The 25,812-nt window shown below is 41.9% G+C and carries 22 protein-coding genes, 1 tRNA gene and 1 pseudogene; 21 read left to right on the top strand and 3 right to left on the bottom strand.

The window, feature by feature from the left end:
* From relA to eno, 4 genes are all read left to right on the top strand, one after another.
* On the top strand, nt 1-1,938 hold a 1,938-nt coding region (gene relA / locus D9603_RS18090; protein WP_128732356.1), incomplete at its 5' end, for a GTP diphosphokinase.
* A complete protein-coding gene (gene mazG, locus D9603_RS18085; RefSeq protein ID WP_128732355.1) occupies nt 1,922-2,740 on the top strand; it encodes a nucleoside triphosphate pyrophosphohydrolase in 819 nt (272 codons plus the stop codon). The genes relA and mazG, both read left to right, overlap by 17 nt.
* A gap of 151 nt (nt 2,741-2,891) precedes the next feature.
* Nucleotides 2,892-4,526: a CTP synthase gene (locus D9603_RS18080; protein WP_128732354.1), complete on the top strand. Its 1,635-nt coding sequence runs from the start codon at nt 2,892-2,894 to the stop codon at nt 4,524-4,526.
* A 242-nt stretch (nt 4,527-4,768) separates the two neighbouring features.
* Nucleotides 4,769-6,061 (top strand): phosphopyruvate hydratase, encoded by a 1,293-nt coding sequence (gene eno / locus D9603_RS18070; RefSeq protein ID WP_125254274.1) that lies wholly within the window; start codon nt 4,769-4,771, stop codon nt 6,059-6,061.
* A 56-nt stretch (nt 6,062-6,117) separates the two neighbouring features.
* Here eno and D9603_RS18065 read toward each other — a convergent pair whose 3' ends face one another.
* Nucleotides 6,118-6,309 carry a hypothetical protein gene (locus D9603_RS18065; protein ID WP_128732353.1) on the bottom strand — a complete coding sequence of 64 codons (192 nt, stop codon included), beginning with the start codon at nt 6,307-6,309 and terminating at the stop codon, nt 6,118-6,120.
* A 376-nt stretch (nt 6,310-6,685) separates the two neighbouring features.
* Nucleotides 6,686-7,360 carry a DNA mismatch repair endonuclease MutH gene (mutH, locus tag D9603_RS18060; protein ID WP_128732352.1) on the bottom strand — a complete coding sequence of 225 codons (675 nt, stop codon included), beginning with the start codon at nt 7,358-7,360 and terminating at the stop codon, nt 6,686-6,688.
* A 435-nt stretch (nt 7,361-7,795) separates the two neighbouring features.
* On the opposite strand from mutH, the gene rppH reads away from it, so the two are divergent.
* The 16 genes and pseudogenes from rppH to D9603_RS17980 all read left to right on the top strand — a co-directional run bounded on the left by rppH (nt 7,796) and on the right by D9603_RS17980 (nt 23,296).
* A complete protein-coding gene (rppH, locus tag D9603_RS18055) occupies nt 7,796-8,320 on the top strand; it encodes an RNA pyrophosphohydrolase (RefSeq protein ID WP_125254277.1) in 525 nt (174 codons plus the stop codon).
* A 16-nt stretch (nt 8,321-8,336) separates the two neighbouring features.
* Entirely contained in the window at nt 8,337-10,625 is a 2,289-nt protein-coding gene (ptsP, locus tag D9603_RS18050; protein WP_128732351.1) for a phosphoenolpyruvate--protein phosphotransferase, read from the top strand.
* A 46-nt stretch (nt 10,626-10,671) separates the two neighbouring features.
* Nucleotides 10,672-11,482 (top strand): annotated as a pseudogene (locus D9603_RS18045) (sulfite exporter TauE/SafE family protein).
* A gap of 9 nt (nt 11,483-11,491) precedes the next feature.
* Nucleotides 11,492-12,304, top strand: a complete 813-nt coding sequence (gene lgt, locus D9603_RS18040) for a prolipoprotein diacylglyceryl transferase (RefSeq protein ID WP_125254280.1) — start codon at nt 11,492-11,494, stop codon at nt 12,302-12,304.
* A gap of 12 nt (nt 12,305-12,316) precedes the next feature.
* A complete protein-coding gene (locus tag D9603_RS18035; RefSeq protein WP_128732350.1) occupies nt 12,317-13,150 on the top strand; it encodes a thymidylate synthase in 834 nt (277 codons plus the stop codon).
* Between the two features lie 8 nt (nt 13,151-13,158).
* Nucleotides 13,159-14,040 (top strand): UTP--glucose-1-phosphate uridylyltransferase GalU, encoded by an 882-nt coding sequence (gene galU / locus D9603_RS18030; protein ID WP_128732349.1) that lies wholly within the window; start codon nt 13,159-13,161, stop codon nt 14,038-14,040.
* A 37-nt stretch (nt 14,041-14,077) separates the two neighbouring features.
* Nucleotides 14,078-14,659 carry a hypothetical protein gene (locus tag D9603_RS18025; protein ID WP_128732348.1) on the top strand — a complete coding sequence of 194 codons (582 nt, stop codon included), beginning with the start codon at nt 14,078-14,080 and terminating at the stop codon, nt 14,657-14,659.
* 143 nt (nt 14,660-14,802) lie between these two features.
* Nucleotides 14,803-15,444 (top strand): DUF4402 domain-containing protein, encoded by a 642-nt coding sequence (locus D9603_RS18020; RefSeq protein WP_128732347.1) that lies wholly within the window; start codon nt 14,803-14,805, stop codon nt 15,442-15,444.
* A gap of 43 nt (nt 15,445-15,487) precedes the next feature.
* Complete coding sequence (locus D9603_RS18015) at nt 15,488-15,943, top strand: DUF4402 domain-containing protein (protein ID WP_128732346.1); 456 nt, start codon at nt 15,488-15,490, stop codon at nt 15,941-15,943.
* A gap of 258 nt (nt 15,944-16,201) precedes the next feature.
* Entirely contained in the window at nt 16,202-16,981 is a 780-nt protein-coding gene (locus tag D9603_RS18010) for a fimbria/pilus periplasmic chaperone (protein WP_128732345.1), read from the top strand.
* A gap of 48 nt (nt 16,982-17,029) precedes the next feature.
* Nucleotides 17,030-19,951 (top strand): SdrD B-like domain-containing protein, encoded by a 2,922-nt coding sequence (locus D9603_RS18005; RefSeq protein ID WP_128732344.1) that lies wholly within the window; start codon nt 17,030-17,032, stop codon nt 19,949-19,951.
* Nucleotides 19,952-20,644: an SPOR domain-containing protein gene (locus D9603_RS18000; RefSeq protein ID WP_128732343.1), complete on the top strand. Its 693-nt coding sequence runs from the start codon at nt 19,952-19,954 to the stop codon at nt 20,642-20,644.
* 425 nt (nt 20,645-21,069) lie between these two features.
* Nucleotides 21,070-21,651, top strand: a complete 582-nt coding sequence (locus D9603_RS17995) for a FlgO family outer membrane protein (RefSeq protein WP_128732342.1) — start codon at nt 21,070-21,072, stop codon at nt 21,649-21,651.
* Between the two features lie 14 nt (nt 21,652-21,665).
* A complete protein-coding gene (locus D9603_RS17990; protein WP_128732341.1) occupies nt 21,666-22,319 on the top strand; it encodes a FlgO family outer membrane protein in 654 nt (217 codons plus the stop codon).
* Nucleotides 22,320-22,333: 14 nt separating this feature from the next.
* Nucleotides 22,334-22,972, top strand: coding sequence for a FlgO family outer membrane protein (locus D9603_RS17985; protein WP_128732340.1), 639 nt, complete (start codon nt 22,334-22,336; stop codon nt 22,970-22,972).
* 249 nt (nt 22,973-23,221) lie between these two features.
* Nucleotides 23,222-23,296 (top strand) — tRNA-Arg (locus tag D9603_RS17980).
* A gap of 342 nt (nt 23,297-23,638) precedes the next feature.
* Here the strand turns inward: D9603_RS17980 and D9603_RS17970 are convergent.
* Nucleotides 23,639-24,835, bottom strand: a complete 1,197-nt coding sequence (locus tag D9603_RS17970; protein ID WP_128732338.1) for a flagellar assembly protein T N-terminal domain-containing protein — start codon at nt 24,833-24,835, stop codon at nt 23,639-23,641.
* 192 nt (nt 24,836-25,027) lie between these two features.
* Between D9603_RS17970 and D9603_RS17965 the strand changes: the two genes are divergently transcribed.
* Nucleotides 25,028-25,504 carry an LPP20 family lipoprotein gene (locus tag D9603_RS17965; RefSeq protein ID WP_128732337.1) on the top strand — a complete coding sequence of 159 codons (477 nt, stop codon included), beginning with the start codon at nt 25,028-25,030 and terminating at the stop codon, nt 25,502-25,504.
* Nucleotides 25,505-25,812 lie beyond the last annotated feature (308 nt).

Raw genomic sequence — 25,812 nt, 5'->3', positions numbered from 1 at the left:
TTTTTAACTCCCTATTTTGTTGCAGGTACGCTCTCTGTTGAGCAGGTTGAAGAAGAATTAGGAAATAATATTTCCCTCCTGTTAAAGGGAGTCGAAAATATGGAAACCATTAGTACGCTTGCGCATCAAAGCTCAGGGAAAGTGCAAGTAGATAACATTCGTCGTATGTTACTTTCTATGGTTGAAGATGTCAGAGCGGTGGTCATCAAGCTCGCGGAGCAAATCTGTCATTTACGTGCGGTAAAAAAAGCATCTGAAGAAGAGCGAGTGGTTGCAGCCAAAGCAGCTGCTAATATTTTTGCGCCTCTCGCTAACCGGTTAGGGATTGGACAGCTGAAGTGGGAACTCGAAGACTTATCTTTCAGATACCTGCACCCTGATACTTATAAATCGATCGCCAAAAAGCTCTCGGACAAGCGCTTAGACCGTGAAGCCTATATGGAAAATATGGTCAGCTCGGTGGCGCAAAAGCTTGCGGATGCCGGTGTTAAAGCGCAGGTGTATGGTCGTCCGAAGCATATTTATAGTATCTATAAAAAAATGGTACAAAAGAGCTACGAATTTGAGCAGCTGTTTGACATCAGAGCAATGCGTGTCGTGGTTGATGAGATCCAAGACTGTTATGCAGCACTGGGCATTGTTCATACCAGCTGGCGGCATTTAAACAAAGAGTTTGATGATTATATTGCGACACCAAAGCAAAATGGTTATCAATCAATCCATACCGTCGTGTTTGGGCCAGAAGGCAAAACTGTAGAAATTCAAATTAGAACTGAAGCCATGCATCGAGATGCTGAGCTTGGGGTTGCAGCGCACTGGATGTATAAAGAAGGCGCGTTGCCAGGTCGAAATTCAGGATATGAGCAGAAGATCAGCTGGCTACGCAAATTGTTGCAGTGGCAAGAAGAGGTGGTTGATGGCAGTGAAATTGCGGATGAATTGAAAAACCAGGTTGTTGAAGACCGTGTTTATGTCTTTACGCCAAAAGGCGATATCTTTGATTTACCACTGGGGGCGACGCCTCTTGATTTTGCGTATTATATTCACTCAAATGTGGGGCACCGCTGTATTGGAGCAAAAGTATTTGGCAAAATCGTACCTTTCACTTACACCCTACGTACTGGCGATCAAGTCGAGATCCTCACTCAAAAGAATGCGTCACCAAGTCGAGATTGGTTAAACCCATCGCTAGGTTATATTCATTCTTCAAGAGCACGCAGTAAAATTCATCATTGGTTTAAACAGCAAGATCGAGATAAAAACCTTCAAGCGGGCAAAGAGCTTTTAGATAGTCACCTGCAAAAGTTAGATATTACTTATAAAGACTTAGAACCTGCTATTGCACGTTTTAATTTTAAAGAATTAGATGACTTAATGGTAGCGATTGGAGCAGGTGACGTTCGGATCAATCAATTTCTTAATTATGTACAGGACAAACCTGAAGATACTCCTAAATTAAAAATTTCCTCACCAAAGCAAAGCAAAGGTGACAAAAATGCGGTCGTAGTTGATGGTGTGGGAAGTTTGATGAGTCATATGGCTAAGTGTTGTGAGCCGGTTCCAGGAGATGACATTGTTGGGTACATTACTCAAGGTCGCGGCATCGCGGTACATCGTTCAGATTGTGAGTCATTCGCGCATATTAGTGATAAGCATCCTGAGCGAGAGATCGCAGTAAGTTGGTCTGATAATGTTAAAGCCGCTTATTCTATTACTTTGAAGATAGAAGCACATGATCGCCAAGGATTGATCAGAGATATCAGCTCAGTGCTTGCAAATGAAAAAGTTAACGTACTTAACATGAATGTACAAACACAAGATGATAAGAATGTTGCTGTGTTTATGATGAAAGTTGAAGTAGATGATTTGTCCGCGATGCACCGGTTGCTGACCAAGTTGATGCAGATTGAAGGGGTATTCGATGCCAAGCGACTCTAAATCCAATGTTGTCCCTGATATTGAGAAACTGTTGCAGATTATGACGCAGCTGCGCGACTCTGACACAGGTTGTGACTGGGATAAACAGCAAACGTTTAACTCTATTGTGCCTCATACATTAGAAGAAGCACATGAGGTTGCTGATGCTATTGAGCGTGATGATTTTGTTCACCTAAAAGAAGAGCTGGGTGATTTACTATTTCAAGTCATATTCTATGCGCAGTTGGGTAAAGAACAGGGGCTATTTGATTTTGCAGATATAGTGCAGACGCTGAATGAAAAGTTAGTCAGACGTCATCCTCACGTGTTTGCAAAAAAAGAAAAGCTCACAGATGCGGAACTTGAGGAGCAATGGCACAAAATAAAGCAGCAAGAGAAATCAAGGCGACCAACTGATGAATTTGCGGCTGATATTCCAAGTAGCCTGCCGGCATTAACCAAAGCTTATAAAACCCAAAAACGAGCTGCTAAGCTTGGATTTGATTGGCCGAGTTATCACGGTGCGTGGGACAAAGTGCAAGAAGAAATTGCTGAAGTAAATGAAGCTCTGCAGGTTGACCCATTGTCTGAACATACGGCTGAAGAAATAGGGGATTTGCTGTTTGCTACCGTAAACGTAAGCCGCCACATTAAGAGAGACCCTGAACAATTACTTCGCCAAGCAAATGAAAAATTTAAACACCGTTTTGTGCAAATAGAATCGGTGCTTAATGAGTCATCACTTACACTAGAAGAAGCGAATTTAGCACAAATGGATGCTGCATGGGAAACGGTGAAGCGCCGTCAACGCGGTTGTAAATAGGATGTCGATCGCAGAGTCGTAGTACCTTTGGCTAAATATATTGTAGACCTGAGTCATTTTTAGCTGGAATGACTTGGGGCCTTTTGCTATACTATCGCCCCGTCTTGATTCTTATTTAAATTCCAATTTTCCTGAAATTTCTAGGGTTCGCATGAGTACAAAATTTATCTTCGTAACGGGCGGAGTAGTATCCTCCTTGGGTAAAGGTATTGCAGCTGCTTCTTTGGCCGCTATTTTAGAAGCACGTGGCTTAAAAGTAACGATTTTAAAGTTAGATCCTTACATCAATGTTGACCCTGGGACAATGAGCCCTATCCAGCACGGTGAAGTATTCGTAACCGAGGACGGCGCGGAAACAGACCTTGACCTTGGCCACTATGAGCGTTTTATTCGTACCAAAATGACCAAGCGTAACAACTTTACACAAGGCCGTGTATTTGAAGATGTGTTACGTAAAGAGCGCAGAGGTGAGTACCTAGGTGCTACTATTCAGGTTATTCCTCACATCACAAACGACATTAAGCGCCGTGTACTTGAAGGTGCAGAAGGCCATGATGTTGCTATTGTTGAGATCGGTGGCACAGTTGGTGATATTGAATCACAACCTTTCCTAGAAGCAATTCGCCAATTAGGGACTGAGCTTGGTCGTGAAAGTGCTTTGTTTATGCACTTAACGTTAGTGCCTTTCTTAGGCCCTGCGGGCGAAGTTAAAACTAAGCCCACACAGCATTCTGTAAAAGAGCTTCGCTCAATTGGCATTCAACCTGATATTTTGATCTGTCGTTCAGACCGTAAATTACCTGCGAATGAGCGTGCGAAGATTGCACTGTTCACGAACGTTGAAGAAAAGGCAGTTATTTCTCTGCAAGACGTTGACAGTATCTATAAGATCCCAGCGCTCTTAAAGTCGCAAGAGCTAGATGATATTATCTGCCGTCGCTTCTATCTTGAGTGTCCAGAGGCGGATTTATCTGAGTGGGAACAAGTATTATATCAAGAGTCTAACCCAACCGGTGAAGTGACTATCGGAATGGTGGGCAAATACATCGAATTGCCAGATGCTTATAAATCTGTAAACGAAGCATTAAAACATGCGGGTTTGAAAAACCGTTTAACGGTTAACATTGAATATGTTGATTCACAGGATATCGAAAGCAAAGGTACTGAATTACTTGAGCACCTTGATGCCATCTTAGTCCCTGGTGGGTTTGGCAACCGTGGTGTAGAAGGTAAGATTTTAGCTGCTAAATATGCCCGTGAGAACAATGTACCATATTTAGGTATTTGTTTAGGTATGCAGGTTGCGCTGATTGAATATGCGCGCAACGTTGCGGGTCTTACCGGTGCTAACTCGACAGAGTTTGATCTGGAAAGTCCGCACCCAGTTGTTGGCCTTATTACTGAGTGGTTAGATGCTGATGGTAAGATTGAAGTGCGTACCGAAAACTCTGACTTGGGCGGTACAATGCGTCTTGGTGCACAACTTTGTCACTTGAAAGAAGGCTCTAAAGTGCGCGAAGTTTACGGTAATGCCGAAATCGTTGAACGTCACCGTCACCGCTATGAAGTGAACAACAACTATGTTAGCGAACTTGAAAAAGCAGGTTTGCAATTCACCGGTCTTTCAGAAGACAAAAAGCTAGTTGAAATTATCGAAAATAAAGATCACCCTTGGTTTATTGCAGCTCAGTTCCACCCTGAGTTCACATCAACGCCTCGAGATGGTCACCCATTATTTGAAGGCTTTGTAGCGGCGGCACACAGCCACCAAAAGGCGTCTTCATAACTAAGAAAAAGCCGTGCTCTTGCACGGCTTTTTTGTAGCAGAAGGTTTTGCCACAGGCACTAATTAAGTGTTTGTCGCCAAGCCTTTTCTTATCTGCCCGCGCCTCAATGTGATACGTGTAAATTCTTCACTTTGCGACGCAGCAGAGATAGGGCAAACTGTAAAGTGGGTTTATTGACCCTAATATTCGCCTGCAACAAAGCAGTGCAACACACACCACTTTGGGAATAAGAGGAATCAAGATGTCAAAAATCGTTAGAGTGATTGGCCGTGAAGTTATGGACTCACGCGGTAACCCAACAGTAGAAGCGGACGTACACCTAGAATCAGGTGCATGGGGTCGTGCATGTGCGCCATCAGGTGCATCTACGGGTACCCGTGAAGCACTAGAGCTACGTGACGGAGATAAAACTCGTTACTTAGGTAAAGGTGTCTTAACTGCGGTAAACTACGTAAATAACGAAATCGCGGCAGCACTTGAAGGTCAAAATGCGCTTGAGCAACGTGCAATCGACCAAATTATGTTAGATTTAGATGGCACTGAAAACAAAGAAAAACTAGGTGCTAACGCCATTCTTGCAGTATCTCTAGCAACAGCAAAAGCTGCAGCACAAGATAAAGGTGTTGCACTATACGAGCATATTGCAGACATTAACGGTACAGCAGGCCAATACTCAATGCCAGTTCCTATGATGAATATCATCAATGGTGGTGAGCATGCGGATAACAACGTTGATATTCAAGAGTTTATGGTTCAACCTGTCGGTGCAAAAAGCTTTCGTGAAGCGTTACGCATGGGCGCCGAAATTTTCCACAGCCTGAAAAAAGTACTTAAGTCTCGTGGTCTAAACACAGCGGTTGGTGATGAAGGTGGTTTTGCACCAGATCTTAAATCAAACGAAGAAGCGCTGGAAGTGATTGTTGAAGCGGTTGCTGCGGCTGGCTATGAAATGAACAAAGACGTCACGCTAGCACTTGACTGTGCTGCATCTGAGTTTTATGTAGATGGCAAGTATGACTTAAAAGGCGAAGGTAAAACATTCGACTCAGAAGGTTTTGCTGGCTTCTTGGCTGATCTTGCTGCACGCTACCCAATTGTATCAATCGAAGATGGCCTCGATGAAAGCGATTGGGCTGGTTGGAAAATTCTCACGGATAAAATTGGTGATAAAGTCCAGCTAGTAGGTGATGACCTCTTTGTTACTAACACTAAGATCCTAAAGCGTGGTATTGAAGAAAGTATTGGTAACTCAATCTTGATCAAATTTAACCAGATCGGTTCGCTGTCTGAAACGCTTGATGCTATCAAAATGGCACAAGATGCAGGCTTTACTGCTGTCATTTCACACCGCTCTGGTGAGACAGAGGATGCGACGATTGCAGATTTAGCGGTAGCTACAGCGGCTGGTCAAATCAAGACGGGTTCACTTTGTCGTTCAGATCGCGTAGCGAAATACAACCAGTTACTACGTATTGAAGAAGCACTAGGTGAAAAAGCCATTTATAAAGGTCGTAGTGAAATCAAAGGGCAGTAAGTAGCAACTGCTCTGTTAATTTTAAAAACGCCAGTCACAGGACTGCGTTTTTATTTCTAACGCTCGTCATTCCAAATTTGACAATTTGCTTGACCGTTTCTAAACGTCCAACATATTTGGTCTGAGTTGCAGGCGCCATCTGTCATCCCGAGATCATTACCTCCTGCGACCATAGGTGTCATTTTTTTTGACATTGTGCCAGTTACACTGAGTTCTTTAATTGATTTCTTGTTGAACTTTAATTTCATTATCGTTTTCCTTCAATAGAAATATAAGCGTCAATCGAGGCTGTAATGCTATTTTAATTTACAGGTTAGCGATCAAGGCTCGATTAATTTTTACACTTTCATTTTTTGTTCGAAAAGTCAACAGTCGTATGCTCGATATGAGCTTCAGGTAGTCTATTACTATTTTGACTTGAGGCGCTCGAGCATAATACTAATTTGACTTAGTACTTGCTCAATTTGAAGGAGTAAATCTGACGCTAACCGCGTTAAAATTTCTTATTTAGAACAACTAAATAGCAAAATTTTTGTCTGGTTATCGACAAGATTTCCTCGTCTCAAAATAGACTACTTAATTAAGATAATTGGTATATTCTGAACGCTCAGCAAATGCAGCTGCTTAAGCGCTAAACTCTTGAGCGAGTATTGATTGGGTAAAATTAGTTTTTAAGTAAAATCCTCTAGGGAGTGTTTGGATGCACTTTCCATTCGGACCAATAGCATCTGTAAGTGCTTTTGCGTTCGCTGCCTTTGGCCTTATTTGCATGACTTCGCCCAGGTGTCCAGATATTTGATCTACGTTGCCCGTTGCGATTAATTCAATTTGCTCTTCCCAGTCTCTACGAATCTGCTGTTCTTGAACTGGACTTGGTTGCCACAAAAAACCTTGCCCGATAACTCGTTCCACCACAGGAATATCTCTCTCAGCTAATATAGGTAACCAAAGGACGTGAGAAAGCTTCTTTTTTACTGTTGAGTTGTACCATGTTAGCCCGGTTAACTGAGTGAGTGGTACAACGGAGACGTAGGTTGTCTCTAGAGGTTTACCATGATAACTAATTGGTAATGTTTTCAGCTCGACACCAATATATTCAAAATCGGGAATAGGTTTGGAGCCGGCGCTGGCACCCAAGGCGGCTTCAACCAGTTGCCCAACCCATCCTTTTTCTCTAAGTAAGTCTTGAGGTGTTTTAAAGGATAATTGCTCAGCAAGCTCACCTAATGTTAAGCCAGCGATGTTATCAACACGCTGCATAAGCTCCCCTACAGAGTGCGGTGGCGTAACGAATGACAAGTGATTCTCCAATATGTGGTGAAAGCATCATTATAAATGAAATCATAAGACGAAGTAAGTTGGTTAATTTACACTCAATTTGATTGTGGATTTAAATAGCCGCATGAACTTCTGTATGTATAATAGCTATCACCATGATAAATATAGGATTATTTTTAAAGTTGTAGGTTGTCAACTTAGTAGAATTGTCAGTTCTTTGGATAAATACAGGGCTATAAACATAATTATCCACAGAATATGTGGAAAACATAAGATTTAAAGTGTGTAACTATGTGTTTGTTGGTAATTTAAACGATAATTGATCGGGTTATGCACAAGTTGTGGGTAAGTTGAGAATATGCTGAGATAATTTAGGTATAGTAAGGAATTAAATTTGCCGTGACGCAGGAGTTGTGGAACAATCATTAGAAATCGACTTATAAATGAGGCACTAAGGTGATTGATGCCGAAGGGTTTCGTGCCAATGTCGGAATAGTGATTTGTAATAATCAGGGGCAGGTATTTTGGGCCCGTCGTTACGGACAACACTCTTGGCAATTTCCTCAAGGTGGAATAGATCAAGGGGAAACGCCTGAGCAAACGATGTATCGTGAACTTCATGAAGAAGTTGGGCTTAGGCCAGAAGATGTTGAAATTGTAGCAAGTTCTAAACATTGGTTACGTTACAAACTACCGAAAAGGTTAATTAGAAGAGATTCAAGTCCGGTCTGCATTGGGCAAAAGCAAAAGTGGTTTTTGTTGAAGCTGAGGTGCAAGGATGAGGATGTAGATTTATTACGAACCCATCATCCTGAGTTCGATGACTGGCGCTGGGTGAGCTATTGGTATCCAGTCCGCCAAGTAGTATCGTTTAAACGTGATGTTTATCGACGTGTTATGAAAGAGTTTGCTCCATTCGCAATGCCATTTGGCAAGCGTGAATCACATGGGCAAAAAGAGTTCTGGCGCAATAAGCGGTAAACTTAAGGAGCAGCAAGTGTTAGCAACGTTGAGATCGATTGCTGAATCAGTGGCACAGCAAAGTGACCTACAAAGCGCGTTAAATTGCTTTGTTACTATGGTTAAAGAGGCTATGCACACTGAGTGCTGCTCAGTTTATTTTGCAGATTATAGTCAAGACAATTTTATCTTGATGGCTACAGATGGGTTAAATCCTGAAGCAATCGGGCAATTCCGAATGGGATTTACAGAAGGCCTGGTTGGCCTTGTTGCTCAGCGTGAAGAACCTATCAATGTTGCGCATGCTCAATCTCACCCGAGATTTAAACTCTCCCCCGAAGTAAATGAAGAAGGCTACAACGCTTTTTTGTCTGTTCCTGTGGTTCATCAACGTAAAGTGCTTGGAGTCATTGTGGTGCAGCAGAAAATCGCTCGCGTATTTAGCCACGACGAAGAGTCTTTTTTGATCACGCTCTCAGCACAATTGGCCTCTGTGCTCGCAAACGCAGAAATTCAGACGTTATTACAGCAAGATGCAAGTAGTCATCGAACATCTGTCTTGAAAGGGGTTTCTAGTGCCCCGGGCATTGCTCTGGGGTCAGGTTATGTTGTGTTGCCTCACATAGACTTCAAAAGTATCGAAGCGCAGCATTGTGATAATAGCCAACAGCAAATTCAGTTATTTCATCAAGCTGTAGCGGCTACTCGTCAAGAATTTCATATTTTAGCGAAAACACTGAGCGACGATATCCCCAAAGAAGCTGTCGCTGTCTTTGAAGTGTACCAACAACTGTTAGACGCGAGAAGTTTAGGGACACAGGTTGAGTCCGAGATTGAGCGAGGTTGGAATGCCAAAACAGCGCTAAAAATAGTGATTGAAAAACTGGTAGCACAGTTTGATAGGATGAGCGACCCTTATATCAAAGAGCGCGCGATAGATGTAAAAGATATTGGTTTACGGGTACTTCAACATTTGGTATCAACAGAACAAGTCATCAAGCAGTATCCAGACAATACGATTATAATTGCACACACTTTAACACCAACAATGCTGGCCCAAGTACCAAAAGAAAAACTAAAAGGCGTGGTGAGTGTTCACGGTTCAGTCAATTCACATGCGTCTATTTTAACTCGTGCCATGGGAGTGCCTGCTATTTGGGGGATCGAAGACATTCCCTTACTACAGTTTGATGGTAAGTCCATGATTATGGATGCGTACTCCGGCCGTCTTTATATCTCACCTTCTCAAATGCTTGTTAATGAATATGTGGAAATAAAGCGTAAAGACAATATGCTCCATGATAAGTTTGAAGCGGAGCATGACTTACCGCCAATTACACTTGACGGAGAGCGTATTAACCTGCTCTTAAACGCGGGTCTTGATCTCTCTACAGAAACCATGAGCGCAAGCTATTGTGATGGAGTAGGGTTATATCGAACCGAGTCGTGGTTTATGCAAAAAGGGCAGTTTCCTACTCAAGCAGAGCAAGAAGTTTGGTATCGTGAGGTACTAACGCGTTACCATCCTGAGCCTGTCGTGATGAGAACGCTGGATATTGGTGGTGATAAAGTTTTAGATTATTTCGATATACGTGAAGATAACCCATTTCTGGGTTGGCGAGGTATTCGCGTATCCCTCGATCATCCCGAATTATTTTTAGACCAAATCAAAGCCATGATAAAAGCCAATGCCGGTCTTGGGAATTTGCAAATTATGCTGCCTATGGTGGGCCACAGTGAAGAAATTGATGAAGCGATAGCATTAATTGACCAAGCCTGCTTTGAGCTACAAGATGAATGGGCAGATCCATTTTACACAATCGATAGACCAGAAGTTGGTGTAATGCTCGAAGTGCCCTCAAGTATATACTTATTACCCGACTGGGCAACAAAAATTGACTTCTGTTCTGTTGGTAGTAATGACCTAACTCAATACCTGCTAGCCGTCGATAGGACAAATGCTCAAGTGGCAGATCTTTTTGACCCATATCACCCTAGCGTACTTAGAGTGCTGAACCATATTGCTCAGGAATGTGAAGCGCACGAGCTGCCGTTTAGTTTATGTGGCGAACTCGGCGGTGAGCCTGAAGGTGCGATATTACTGGTAGCGATGGGATATCGCCGTTTAAGTATGAATATTTCATCTTTGAACAAAGTGAAATGGGTACTTCGCCGGCTTAATGTAACAGATATGGAAACGCTGTTGCAGACCTGTTTGACACAGTCTTCTTCAAAGCAAGTTCGTCGAGTGATAAAGGAGTTTATGATTGAACATAGCTTTGCAGAATTACTCTACACCAGTCATCAAGCAAAGGGTGCTTCTTAACGCTATTTACGCTACCATTAGCGCGCAATAAGAAGAAGAGCTTTTGATGGACACTATTTTACTCATCGTTTTACTATGCGCTTTACTTGGCTGTGCCGTTGGTTTTCTTGCAGGTCTCCTTGGAATTGGCGGAGGCTTGCTAATTGTTCCGATTTTATCAGTCATACTTACTAAGTTCGCAATCATTCCCAATGAGCAAGTTGTCATAGTCGCGGTGGCGACGTCACTTGCATCAATTATTTTTACTTCGACATCTTCTGCAAAGGCCCATCATAAAAATGACAATGTGCCATGGCATATTGCGCCTTGGGTGATGTTGGGAGTTGCATTTGGCGCGCTGGGAAGTGGTTTTGCGGCGGTATTGTTACCAGAAAAAATCGTTAGAATCATTTTTGTGGTTAGTGTTATCGGTATTGCGATGAAAATGGCGTGGAGCTCCAGGAAACCGGCACAATCAACCAGAGTAATGCCAAAAGGGCCAATCCTTTCGGTGTTAACCTCTGTAACGGGGGCACTATCCGCTATGATAGGTATTGGTGGGGGAGCGTTGATTGTTCCACTATTGACTTTTTTTTTCACTTGATATGAAAAAAGCGATTGGGTGCGCTTCAGCGAGCGGCATCGTCATCGCAATTTTTGGCTCTTTTGGTTATATTGCCTCTGGTGCAAAACATGTGGATATTGAACACGGCTTTTTAGGCTTTGTCTACTTACCCGCTTTAGTCGGTATAGTAGCCACGTCTTGGTTTATGGCGCCTATTGGTGCAAAAGCAACGCATCATTTACCAGTGGCAACGATTAAAAAAGTGTTTGCGGCGTTACTGATTATTATCGCTGGCAATATGTTAATAAATTAAGGAAAGGCTATGGCTTTGCAGTTTCCACAGATAGACCCTGTGATTTTTTCCATCGGACCGCTGAGTGTGCGCTGGTATGGACTAATGTATTTAATCGGCTTTATGTTCGCTATGTGGTGGGCGGCAAAAGAGGCGAAAAAGCCGAATTCTGGCTGGAACAAAGACCAAGTTGGTGATCTTGTCTTTTATTCTATGCTTGGGGTTATTTTAGGTGGTCGTATCGGCTATGTATTATTTTATCAATTTTCTCACTTTATAGAGAATCCGCTTTATCTATTTCGAGTTGACCAAGGTGGTATGTCATTCCACGGCGGCGCGCTTGGTGTAATTACAGCTATTGTTATTTATGCAGTTAAACATAATCGCTCTATTTTGTCAGTTGGTGACTTTGTGGTACCTATGGTACCGGTTGGACTCTTAGCAGGGCGTATCGGTAACTTTATCAATGGTGAATTATGGGGGCGAGTTACAGACGTGCCGTGGGCGTTTGTATTTCCAACCGGTGGACCACAACCGCGCCACCCATCACAGTTATATGAAGCGTTTTTTGAAGGGTTAGTGTTATTTATTATGCTAGTTTGGTTCAGAAAAAAACCTCGCCCAGCAGGCAGCGTTGCAGGATTATTTTTAGCCGGATACGGTGTATTTCGTTTTGCTATTGAGTACTTCCGAGAGCCGGATGCCCATATTGGCTTATATGGCGGCATAATTTCGCAGGGCCAAATCCTATCTTTACCTATGGTAATAGCTGGTACCATTCTCATGGTGTGGGCATACAAGCGCGACAGTAAAATGACACCTACCGGACAAGCAAAAAGTTAAAGAGTAGCAATAATGAAACAATATTTAGAACTGATGCGCCATGTGCGTGACAATGGCACTAAAAAAGAAGACAGAACAGGCACGGGCACAGTCAGTGTGTTTGGTTATCAAATGCGCTTTAACTTACAAGAAGGCTTCCCATTAGTTACTACCAAAAAGTGTCATCTACGCTCAATTATTCATGAGTTACTATGGTTTTTAAACGGTGATACGAATATAAAATACCTAAACGATAATGGGGTAAGAATATGGGACGGTTGGGCCACAGATGAAGGTGACTTAGGGCCTGTATATGGTAGTCAATGGCGCTCATGGGTAGGACCAAACGGAGAGGTTGTAGATCAAATCAAAGATGTGGTTGAGCAAATAAAAACCAACCCGGACTCTAGGCGCTTAATTGTGAGTGCTTGGAACCCCGCGTTGTTACCCGACACACAGTACTCACCAAAAGATAATGCTGCCATGGGCAAGCAGGCGTTACCACCTTGCCATACGTTATTTCAATTTTATGTTCTAGATGGCAAGCTATCCTGTCAATTATATCAGCGTAGCGCAGATATTTTCCTTGGTGTGCCTTTCAATATTGCGAGCTATGCGCTGTTGACAATGATGATAGCGCAAGTGTGCGAGCTAGAGGTAGGTGATTTTATTCACACCTTTGGCGATGCTCACCTATACTTGAATCACATGGATCAGGTAGACGAGCAGTTAAACCGAAAGCCGTTCCCTAAACCAACAATGAGAATTAACCCTGAAGTTAAGGATATTTTCGACTTTAAATTTGAGGATTTTGAGCTGGTTGATTATCAGTGTCATCCTCATATTAAAGCACCAGTCGCTATTTAGGAGTTAACATGAAAGCCGTTATTCCAGTCGCAGGCTTAGGCACTAGAATGTTGCCTGCAACAAAAGCAATACCAAAAGAAATGCTACCCATAGTGGATAAGCCACTTATTCAATATGTGGTTGACGAAGCCGCTGCAGCAGGGATCAAAGAGATCGTCTTGGTTACTCACTCCAGTAAAAACTCGATTGAAAACCATTTCGACACTAGTTTTGAACTTGAAGCGACGCTAGAACAACGGGTAAAGAGACAGTTATTAGAAGAGGTGCAATCTATCTGTCCAAAAGGAATAACGATGATACAGGTTCGTCAAGGTGAAGCCAAAGGGCTTGGACACGCTATCAATTGTGCGGCACCGGTTATTGGCGATGAACCTTTTGTTGTCATGTTGCCTGATGTGTTAATTGATGCAGCTACTGCTGATCTAAGACAGGAAAATCTGGCCCAGATGATTGCACGTTTTGAGCAGCAAGGTTGTAGTCAAGTTATGGTTGAGCCTGTCGCGGAAGAGGTTGTGTCACAATTTGGTATTGTAGATATAGGCGGTGAAATGTTGGCTGCTGGCGAATCTAAATCTATGCACAACATGGTTGAAAAACCCAAACCTGGTACCGCACCTTCAAACCTTGCCATCGTTGGCCGCTATGTTTTAAACAAATCAATTTGGCCGTTGTTGGCAAAAACGCCAGAAGGGGCAGGAGGAGAAATCCAATTGACCGATGCGATAGCAATGATGATGGAAACTGAGCAAGTACAAGCGTATGCGCTTTGTGGTAAAAGCCATGATTGTGGCAGCAAGATTGGTTATTTGAAAGCGATTATAGAGCATGCTGTTCGTCGAGATGAATTTTCCAATGAACTGATGCAATTTATAACAAAGCTTGCAAAATGAGTGTGAAATTAATACTCTTTTATATAGTGAGTTAATTATGGGAGCTTTGCTCCCTTTTTTATTTTATGAGATATTAATGGTTAAAAAACACTCAGTACTCGCTTTTTTTTTTCTTCTGATTTTGGGTTGCAGCTCACAAAGTAGTGAGTTAACCATCGCCAAAAAAACCTCTGAATATTCACAGGAAGAAATTGAGCAAGTCATCAAGGAATGGAATGAATCGAAAGAGCAAATTAAACGCTTATTACAGTCTGAAAACGACTTAAATAAACTCATTACACTATTAGCTGCACAACAGCCGCTCCCATCTTCGGATGCGCTATTGAATGGCAACCCGTCGGTGGTCTCTCATCGGGCTGAGGATAATACTACACAGAGATTTTATGCGGTACTCACACCAAGGCTTACACAAGCAGCAGCGGAGAAAGTTGTATTAAGGGTAAATAGAGCATTACCCACGTTGAATACAATTACAAATGTTAGTATAAGAACAGAGCAAAAGGCATTTGGGGAGCGTTTTATTGTTCAAATGGGGCCTTTGGAATCAAATAGGGCTGCGGGCGTGCTTTGTAAAATCCTGGAAAAATATAATGAAAAATGCGTTTCGGTTGAATATTGAACGTTTTGTTCTTTATTTATCCGTTTGTTAGGTAGGTCGTAAAATATATATAAAAATAACAAAAATAACTAAAGTTTCTTAGTATCGTACCGATAAATATAATGGAAATCCTAATAATAAACCTGAAGGTAAAGGAAAGGTAAATGATAAATAAAATTAAGGTTAGTTTAATCACGCTGTCTTTGCTAAGTGTGACTTCCGTTGCTGTTGCGTCTCAAAACAAAACGTTTAATGCCAGTGTTACGGTTCAGAATGCGTTTACACTGGAAAAAGTAAACGATCTTAAGTTTGGTACGATTCGAGCGATGGCTGAAAGCACCAAACAAGCAACTTTAACGCGTCCAGCAGATTCTACAGAAGCACTAGCTGCAACCTCTCAAGATGGTGCTCAAATTGGTATTTTAACAGATGACTCTTCTCCAGCGCAGTTTACAATTTCAGGTGTAACTCGCTATGCCAACATGAAAATATCACTACCAACCTTAACGGTTGACCATGATGGTGATGCAGGAACACCAGAAGTAGCAGCAATTGAGCTTGTTTCAGCTGAAGGCCCGAGTGACACGGCTAAATTTGAGCTTTTAAGCTTATCCTTATATGCGGTTGAGGGCCAGACACCAAACGCTGCGATTGAAAAAAATGGTGACGACGAATTTGTGATTGCAGCGAATAATGAAGGTAAAGCTACTTTCAACGTTGGTGCATCTATTGGTACTGATAAAGATGGTGGAAGCTATTTAGATGATACATATTCAGCTACGGTAGCCATTACAGTATCTTACTAAGTTATGATATAGGCGATGATGTTTATCGCCTTTTTTGAGTGGTATGAAAGGATTAAAGTTTTTCGCGTTTGCTACAATGCTCTCAGGTATGAGCCATGCAAGCTCAATTGAGGTTCTTCAGAATCTTAATTTTGGCATTATTGTTGCTTATGAAAATTCGCGGGAAAGCATACTCAATATGACCCCTTATGGAGAAGTGTCGAGCACCAATGAGTTGTATATTTTCAAGCGTGGTGAACCTGCGGTTGTGCAACTCAAAGGCTTTCCAGCCAATAAGCAAATTTATATCTCTGACTGTCGTTGTGAAGTAAAAATACAAAACCAGCACAGTAGTAACTTCTTTTTGATAAAGCGTCTGAATTTAGTTGATAAGGCTTTCACCGATGTATATGGGGAAGCGGAAATAAAAATAGGCGCAATACTCGCAACGTCTGGCAATGGCCAACCTTATGTAGATGGAAGCTATACCGGCAAAGTGAGTATAGTAATTGAGTATTAACAAACTATGTATACCACTGAGTTAAAAGTGAAAGTCTTGCGCTAGCTGCGTTGAAAATTTCTGCTTAGCCATGGGGAAGGTTTTATCGCCTACATGAAGAACAGTTAATTAGGCGAATAGGTATGCTACAGAGGTAATGTGCCAATAATATGGGCTTAATGGTGAACACAAGGTAGCGCGTATCTAAAATGGATGCCATTTGGGCATGAGTTATATAACGCATACATTACTTAATAATTTGGTTTTAAATAAAAGAATATGATGAAGTATATCGTTTTTTTGTTCAGTGTTTTTGTGTCTGTATTTAGCACTTTCTCTTACGCTAACTTATTAATTTCTCCAACAAGAGTGGTATTTGACGAGCGTACTCGTACAGCCGAAATCGTCGTACTCAATAACTCCAGTGTATATCAAAGTTATCGTTTATCATGGGAAGAAAAACAAGCCTTACCCAGTGGTGGCTATAAGCTAATCCAAGAGGAAAATGCGATAAATCTGAGTTCAATGGCGAGAGTCAGCCCAAGCCAAATGAGGCTGGCACCAGGACAAAGACAGGTAGTCAAAATTGCACTGCGAAAGCCGAGGGCACTTGGCGCTGGAGAGTATCGCTCACATCTACTGTTTCAAGCGTTACCAAATGGAAATGACGGAAATGGTAATCAAGGAACAATTAAATTAGATATCGCGTTAAATTATTCTTTGCCTATTATGGCCCGACATAAAATCGATACGCCTAACATAACGATTACCACAGTGGATGTAACCGATAAGGTGACCGTTGGATTGTCCAAAACCGGTGTTGCAAGTGCATTTGGTACCATTGAGGCATTTTTTAAGCCTCAAGGAGTTGCTTCTGCAAAGCGAGTGGCCATTACTGCAGATTATACGGTACATACCGAACTAGAACGCGCTCAAGCACAGCTAACACTATTACCTCGCGCTCGAATAAATGCTCCAGGAATATTAGAGATCCGTTTTACTGGTTCAGGGGAGTACAAGCGCCATGTCTTTGCCGAAAAGGCAGTAATACTGAAATAAACGCAGTTATTCATAGTTGTTGTATCACATGATGAAGAGTTAATAGCGATGCACTACAGAAGTAAGCTAGTAATGGCGTTGTGCTGTATTGCTACTGTGACCCCCTTGCAGGCGAAGCAAGACATTGATGTCAATGCGGTAGTGCGGGTGCTTAGTCAACTCGAAAATACCTTGTCTGATATTAAGAAACCAGTACAGGCGGCACAAGCTGAGCTATATATTCCTGTCGGCGAATATTTATTTTTATCTACACACCTAAATGAGCGTCATTATATTGGCGAGCTTATCGCGATAAAAAATGAACACTCTTTTTGGATAGAGCTGGAAAGCTTTGTCCAGATGATAGGCCTTGCTATAGAAATAAATGAGGCGGGGGCATCTGGCTGGCTAAAAGATCCTGACAACCGCTTTGCTATTGATTTGGCTCGCCAAGTTGTGTTTGTAAATGAGCAAGAATACAGCTTGCAGAAAGAAGATATTTATATAGACCAAGATCAGCTTTTCATAGAGTCTAACAGACTTAATGAATGGTTTGGCTTCTCACACACTGTAGATTATGGACGTCAAAGCTTGCAAGTGCAGAGTCAGTTTACCTATCCTGTTGAGGCGCAGATTGCACGCCAGTCAAGGGCGTTATCCAGAGAAAAATCAGACCGAGCGATACTTTACCCGAGGTCTGGATCGGATTACCAAATGTTATCCGCGCCAGTTGCCGATATACAAGCAAGCTTTAGGCATAATCAAAATCAGAATGAATTGACTTATTCCGTACTTGGCTCACATGAGTTTGCGTATATGAAAGCTGATTACTATACCTTTGGCGAATATGATGACCACTTTAAACGTAACCGCCTTACATTTAGCCGTAAAAGTGAAAAGGGAGAGCTCCTAGGTATTGGTGCAACTGAAGTGCGAGTAGGTGATATCACTCCAGTTAATGTCAGTAGTTTGAGTACAGCAGGCTTCTCTGCTGGCATTAAATTATCGAATAGACCGATGAGCGCTTCATCAGCGAAGCGTAGTGTCAATATCACTGGAGAAATTCAACAAGGGTGGGATGTTGAACTATACCAAAATGGCGTGTTGCTTGCGCAAGAGTTAGACATTGAGAGTGGTGTATATGACTTTAGTGACGTTGAACTACAATATGGTGAAAATGAATTTGAAATCGTTAAATATGGCCCACAAGGTCAATTAACTCGTGCCAAGCAGGTCTACCAGTTTGATCCAAACTTGTCCTCCCACTCTGGTGAGTATGAATTCTCTTTAAATAAAGTTGGGCAGCGTCTTTTAGATAACCAAAGTAATAGTGGCGATAACGGATGGCGAGTTGCAGGCACTTATCGCACCAGTATTACTGATGGCCTATCGACCTATATTGGCGCTGAATCTCATATGGGGAGCGACGATGATACCGCTACTTATTCTGTTGGAAGTTACTATAACGGATTTCGAAACTGGCTGTTGAATATCGAGCATGAAGCAACCACTGAAGGTGAAAGTAAAAGTCAAGTTTCAGGCAATACTCGAGTGTTAGGTCAAGCGTTGACTGCAAGTATAAGTCGTAATACGCGATCGAATTTTCAAGGGGATAGCGTTTCCAACAATGTATATCAACTAAACCTCTCAGGCCGGCTACATAACAGCTCGTTTGGGAGTTTGCGTCACAGAACACAATTTAGTGTCAATGACACGGCTGCAGGCCGGTTTACGCAGGTTGTAAATCGATTAAATTATGGGTTGGGTCGTTGGAATATTGGTAATCAGCTTACGTGGCGACAAAGTCTGCAATCAGAAGCTCTATTCGGCGCGACGCAAATTAGTGGCAGTCATGGCGAGACTTGGTATCGACTTGGTGCAGATTATCAGATTAATCCTGAAGCGGATTTCACTGATATATATGCTACCGTTACCCATCAAATAGATGACGATATTGAAGCGCGGGTGCGATTTGCTCACTCATTGCTTGATGACAGCGACTCTATTGAATTTGGTTCAAACTTTAACTTTGAACGCTTTAGTCTGTTTAGCACCGCTTCTTATTCAAGTGAACAGCATTGGCAAGTTGCTGTCGCTGGAAGGTTTAGTCTTGGATACAACAGTCTATCTAGCAGCGTATTTTCCACCAAAAATACTTTATCTAATCGAGGCACGCTAGTCGTTCGGGTCTTTTTAGACAAGAATAATAACAGTGTATTCGACGGCACAGATGAATTACTACCTGATGTCGAAGTAAGGGCCGTACATGCGTATCGCCGTGCTGTTACTGACGAAAATGGCGTTGCATTGCTAACTGGCTTGACCGAATATAGAGCCACAGATATTGAGCTTCAATCGACTTCACTGCCCGATCCTTTTATGATCCCAGCGCATGCTGGCAAGTCTATTGTACCTCGCGCCGGTTTTATAGAGCGGTTGGATTTCCCGATTGTTTATTCTAGTGAAGTAGAAGGTAAGGTATTTAAACAAGGTAAAGAAGAAGTTGCGTTTACTGAAGTGGCGCTGATTGATGAGCAAGGGGAAGAAGTTGCAACAACACGAACGCAGTTTGATGGCTTTTATGTCTTCACAGATGTAAAGCCTGGCAACTATGAGGTAAAACTAGACCGAGATGTAACAGAGGCAAGAAACCTGAAAAGTGCGCAAAAAACATTGGTTACTTTACCTTTACGAGGGGACGTGGTCAGTGGTGTTGATATTAACGTTATTCCAAAAGAAACAGAGCAGTTACAGGTTGCAAGCCTTGGTAAATTCAATGAACTTAATTTCTTGAAAGTTTATCTTCAACTTATCAAACCACGATTGATAGCTATAGAATCAATCCAACCATTTTATGTTCAAGATCAAGCGCACTATTTGCTTGGGGTAGCATTTAGCTCAGATCCAAAACAAAACTTGACAGCATTATGTTCGCAGGTGCTCGAACAGGGTATTAATTGTGATGTTAAAGCATTAGAGGTAGTACACTAAATGATAAAACCAGTATTTTCCATCACCAGCATAATATGCGTGCTCGCACTTCTATCTGGGTGTCAGAGTACAAAGCCAGAAGAAGCAACAGTTAATTATGCAAAGATTACAGTGGAAGAATATCAGCAGATGCAAGAGGCCATTGCCCAGTGGCAAGAGGATAAAGTAGCAATTGCTAGGCTATTGGATGCGGAAAAAGATTTGCAAAAACTCATTCAAGCGCTGTCCGGTTACGTGTCAAATACAAAACCGGCTCAAGTAACTACCACTAAAAAACAGACTCCTTTGATTACACAAGCCAACAAGTCTCAGGCAGCAGTAGAAGAAGTCATCAAACAAAATAGTTATCAACCAATAAAAACACAAGCTCAACCGGTTAGTGTGGACGACTCAATTGATACAAATAGTCAAAAAATAGAATACAAATATGCCGTTCAGCTAGCTTCGTTAAACGGCAAAACACAAGTATTAGAGTTGACGTCGACACTAGAACAAACCCTCCCTGAATTGATAAAGAGCAAAGAAACTTTTTCGATTGAGACAGTTGATGGTAAAGGCGTTACGCGATACCGAGTTAAGTGGGGAGCCTTCGAGAACAAAGCGGCAGCACTGGATGCGTGCGACAAATTTAAACAGCATCGTCGAGCATGTTTTGTTACTGCATTTGGTGGAGAAAAACTTTCTCGTCTTTGAGTCGCTGGAAATGAGCCGGTAATTAGTTGCCACTTTCTTGTCCACGAAAACCAGAAACAAGCGCTGGATCCAATTGCGATAACAAAGCTTATGTGAAATACCAACGATAATGAACAACCAGCATCCTTATACCAATTTGACTTAATACTTGCTCAATTTGAAGGAGTAAATCTGACGCTAACAGCGTTAAAAATTTCTTATTTAGAACAACTGAATAGCAAAATTTTTGCCTTGCCTACAGGACGTAGGTATCTCGGCGTGAACAGGACGCGGAAGCGGTGTTATCGACAAGATTTTCTCACCTCAACATAGACCACTTAATTAAGAAAATTGGTATTAATTATTCCTACAGTTCGTAAAATCGCGCCGTCCATGTGGCGCGATTTTTGCTTAGTCGTAAGTAAGATCAACGATGGCTGACGACAATGAAATATCTTGTATTCATTTTTGTATTTTGGCTTACCGCGTGCACGAGTAGTGAGCAAGTAGGCAAAAGAGAACTAACCCAGCAGCGAGAAATATTACCAGATTTTGATGGCTTTGGTGCACAACTAGCGGCTGAACTTGGGCAATATGTGCGACCTTTCAAACCGAACTCAACAGTAGCTGTGACCAGCTTTTTTAGGGCAAACCAATTAAATGACGTCATAGTGGGGCAAGGAAGTGGACTTGGTGTGGCGCTACAAGAGTCATTAATAACCCATTTGAGTCAAATGGGAGCTGATGTTGTTGAGTACAGATTAAGAAGCGCTTTATCTTTGAGTGACTCTGCCGATAGTATGTTAAGCAGAGAGTTAAAAGCGATTAATCAACGTCAGAAAATTGACCTGGTTGTAGTTGGTACGATAGTTGAGAGCCGTGACAGCTATTTGGTCAATGCTAGGCTTGTAGAAACACTTCACAGTCGGGCTCTATCCGCGGCATCGCTTAGTATTCCTAAATCGGCATTATGGGGCTCTGAGAGAGCCACGTCTCGAGATGGTCTTATCATACGTAGTCAATATTAATGGAGATGAGTGTAATGAAAAAAATATGTAGTCTGGCTTTGCCTCTTTCATTGATGGTTGGCTGTACTCAGAGTAACTTTTTCGCTGTAGATACAGCACAAACGGAGCCAGTGAGAAATGGCTTTGAACAATCGTCCATGTTTCAGAGTAATCCAAATGGATTAAAGCAGTTTTCTATATCTCAGCAAATGGCTGGGAAGAATGTGACCCATTATGTCCAAAGTATCATGCAAGATATGGTCACGAACCTGAAGCATGTAAATGAAAAGACGCCTGTCGCGGTAACTAGTTTTGTATTCTTAGACAAAGAGTTCGATAAAGGGTCGCTTCTCGGTAATCAGTTAGCTGAGAGTTTTATTCACGAATTACATGCTTTTGGGATCCCTGTTGTTGATTTTAAAACGACAGATTACATTCGCGTAACACCTGAAGGGGATTTTATCTTTAGCAGAGACTTTCTTGAATTATCAGATGATCATCCATTTTTATATGTACTTGGTGGCACGCTAGTTAATCACCAAGGTGGGGTAATGGTAAACGCCAGGGTTGTTGGTTTGAGAAGTAAGAGTGTTGTCGGTTCTGCCCAAGGGTTTTTACCACAAAGTGTGGTAAATGCGCTGCAAGATGGTGCTTCATATGATGGTATTCGCTTAGAGCAAGCCAATTAATTTGGAGGCAGAACATGAAAAATGTAGTACTTTTTGCAACCACATTGGCACTGCTAGGTGGATGCAAAATGACACAAGAGCAATCTCCTGCACCGATTGAAACCAAGCCCAGTGATATGGAGCTTTTGTATGCGCTGATGGAAGAACAGTCAAATGATGACGCGACCCTGTCGCCAGTAACACAAGACATGGGTTTTATTAGCTATCGTCATCGTAAAGCTGTCGCAAACTATGCGAGTCAAATTGCGTTGGAATTATCAGACACCATTCTGGGGCAAAAACCTGAATCGATAGCTGTGGCAAGCTTTGTGAATTTCAATCAGTCTTTGCGTGACACCAATCAACTGGGTAATCAAATTGCTGAATCTCTCATTCATCAGATGCAAAAATTAGGCTATCAAGCTCTGGACTTTAAAGCGCTGGGAAAAATAGAGGTAGCGCCAAGTGGTGACTTAGTATTTTCACGGGAGGCGCAAAGATTAAAGAGCGTCAAAGCACCAAGTCATATTCTGTCTGGTACCATGATTTATCGTCCCCGTGGGGTAGAAGTTAATGCGCGACTTCTTGAATTTTCAACAAACTTAGTGATAGCGACAACGGCAGTCACGATCCCTTACTTTATTTTAGATGGTGGGGCTACGGCATCAAGATAGGTGTACCGCTTTTAGCTTCCGATTATTAATGCCTTCAGATGAAGGCATTGTAATTAAGCTTATTCATTGCATACGATTATAGATTGTGTTTATTGAAGTGTGGCTATAAGCGTGATAATTAAAAATTAGGTGTTATCGAGCAGTGCATCATAATTGCATGATTTTACTCTTTAAAAGTTCATAAAAATCAGTATACTAAATTTCAGTCAGTGGAATTTTGCTGGTACATTTTGTGCCACAGTCTTCGCTGTCCCCATAGTTTAATGGATAAAACAAGGCCCTCCTAAGGCTTAGATGTAGGTTCGATTCCTACTGGGGACGCCATCTCAATAGTGGCTTATCTGTTACAATTTTCTCCACTCGTTAACGTCCGCTCTGTGTCTGAACCAAAAGGATGACATGCTCAATTTAAAGGGGTAAATCTGACCCTAATTGAGTTAACAATATCTTATGGCAGAATAATACCAATTTGACTTAAAACTTGCTCAATTAGAAGGAGTAAATCTGACGCTAACAGCGTTAAGAATTTCTTATTTAAAGCAACTAAATAGCAAAAACTCTCTTGGCTACCGACAAGCTTCTCTTGTCTCAACATAGACCACTTAATTAAGATCATTGATATTACTTTCCTGTCCGGAGGTGCATCACGTAATTGAAAAATTGGTATCACAGGGCAAACAGGTCATCTTTCTCTATGTGAATTTCAACTAAATCATTAATTTGAACATTGTGAAACGGTCGCTGTTCTTGGTTTACAGCAATAGCTGTCTGGGCGTTGACTTGGATGACTTGCAATTTATTCAACGTTTTAACTTGACGCATAAAGACATTACCACCAGCGTCAGTAAGGGGGCTGCTATGTGCAATGCTCAACACTTGACCCTCTTCCAGCCCATGCATACGGCCTAAGTTAATCACAACTTGCTCGTCATCAATATGCAGTATTTTACCATGGGTGGGTAAGCAGGCGATGGCCGAGTTCAGATCGACGCTGACTTGGTTCAATACAGTTTGAATTTCAGCCGCATAATCAGTTTGCCAAAACTGTTCACTATATACATCAACTAATTTGGTCTTTTTAAAAGGCCATACCCCTTGAGTACCGTACCTTTGTTGCCAGACCTTTTCATGAGAAAGAGCATCAAACAGTATAAAGTCTATTTTAAAGCTCCTTAGATACTTATCGCTTTGCCAAAATGCAAGGTCGTTGTTGAGTTTGTTGACGCTAGAAATATCTGAAATTTGACTAAGTAATACATACTGACTATTTGTGTTTGCTGTTACTGTTTCGATTAACTGCTCGTTGTAATCGAATCGTTGACTAAAAAACCGATTTACATCTATTTTTTGAGCAAAATAGGGCACCGGTTCAACGCTTTGATTCTGATCTGATAGGGTATGATAAAGGCGCTCGCTGACAATCTTGTTAATGTCAAAAATTTGACCCAAAGTAGCTTGATGCTTATTTTTGAGTTGACTTTGTGTTATTGCAATTTGCTTATTGTATGCACTGGTAGAGCATTGACTTTGTTGTGGGGTGATATCGATATGTAGTGTTACTTGCCAAGCATCACCCACTCTTGATTCTGCAATTACATTAGCACCCTGAATTTCGCCATTAGCGCGTATTTTCAACTGATCTTGCGTAAGCACACCGTCGGTGACGGTTTGCACACTGCTTACGGTTGCACCAGAAAAAAGTAGTGCTTGGGTGATGGCATCATTAACAGCCTGCTTTTTTGCTTTCTGATGGTCGCCATTTTTTATATCAGCCACCCCAGTCACCTCAAACCATTCTGCGTGAGATGGAATGTGGAATACCATACATATAAATGAAAGGCTCAGTGCGAATTGCGTTTTCATACTCAGATACTCAGTGTTAAGACTACTTATTACAACAGCAATACCTATGCCAAATTGTGGCAGGATTCGTGCATAATACTTATCAGTGAATTATTCATATCAATGATTGCTACTATTACCATGCTAGCAGATGGTAATAAGAATTGTATCAGGGCAGTAGTAGCACATCGATACATAGTGGAGAGAAGCAAAATGCGTATCATCAGTCCTAATAATGCTTGGATTATGGTTTGTGCTCTGGTTTTGCTTGGCGGTTGTTCAAGCATGATCGATAAGCATATTGAATATGAGACAGTCCAGCCTGATACTTTCCCAGTGCTACGTGCTGTTGGGTATGCGCCGTTAAGTGCCCAGCCTGGAAATACTGCTGGTGAAAAACAGTTAATGGCGATTAAAGTTTCAAAGCTAGAAGCATATCGAGAGCTTGCCGAACAGTTGTACGGTCAAAAGTTAACATCAACTACGACTGTCAAAGGTGCCATTGCACAAAATGATGGCTTAAAAAGCCAAGTAAATGGGTTAGTGAGAGGGGCAAAAGTGCTGAAGAGTTACGCAGTGGGAGATACATACGCTACCGAACTCGAGCTGGATATGAAGCGGGTGTATGATCTATACATCACGCAAGTTAAGCCGCAAAAGATTAAAAAAGTGTCGTATAGCTTCAAATAGCATAAATTTGCGTGTAACTACCCTGAAGTTTGGATAAGGGATGTTCTAACTCGTTGTTGCTAACGTACAACTTAATATTTCCCTTGTCTAGCCAGAGGGTTCTAGGCAAAAGCATCGCTTCCGTGTCCTGCTCTCGCTAAGGTCCCTACGTCCTGAAGGCAAGGTAATACCAATTTGACGCTAACAGCGTTAAAAATTTCTTATTTAGAACAACTAAATAAGAAATTTTCGCCTAGTTATCGACAAGATTTTCTTGCCTCAAAATAGACTACTTAATTTACCCCAGCTCGGGATAAGAGTTTAAAAAC

This window comes from Pseudoalteromonas sp. PS5, assembly GCF_004103255.1.
Classification (GTDB): domain Bacteria; phylum Pseudomonadota; class Gammaproteobacteria; order Enterobacterales; family Alteromonadaceae; genus Pseudoalteromonas; species Pseudoalteromonas peptidolytica.
This window is presented reverse-complemented; position numbering and strand designations above follow the sequence as displayed.